Source organism: Streptococcus sp. SCPM-O-B-15277 (M60) (genome assembly GCF_058200335.1).
The window spans coordinates 1-388 of record NZ_JBYQGR010000015.1 but is presented as its reverse complement, the minus strand read 5'-3'; the positions used below and the strand labels follow the sequence as shown (position 1 = coordinate 388).

The 388-nt window shown below is 44.8% G+C and carries 1 protein-coding gene; it reads left to right on the top strand.

The window, feature by feature from the left end; translation table 11 throughout:
* Positions 1–388 (top strand): hypothetical protein (locus AC3E9F_RS08455; RefSeq protein WP_490673008.1); only part of this gene is annotated, 388 nt, incomplete at both ends.

Here is a 388-nt window from a genome sequence, read left to right as displayed (position 1 = left end):
TGATGTTCCAGCAACATTCGAAGATGGTTCAACAACTAAGACTATCCCAGGTGAAGGAACTTACACAGTAGCACCAGACGGAACAGTTACATTCGTACCAGAAAAATCATTCACAGGAACAGGAACAGGCGTGACTGTTAAGCGTGTAGATAAGAACGGTACACCAGTAACAGCTAAGTACACACCAACAGTGACGCCAGTAACACCAACAGCAACTCCAGCTGAATCAGTAGCACCTCAAGGTGTGGTTCAAACTGGTACTGTTACCTTCACAGAAGGTGACCCAGTTGCACCAATCGACAAGGATACCATTACTCTTCTTGACGAAAATGGTCAACCAGCTACATCAGTAGTTGCTAAATCACCAGAAGGCAAAGAAATCGGTACT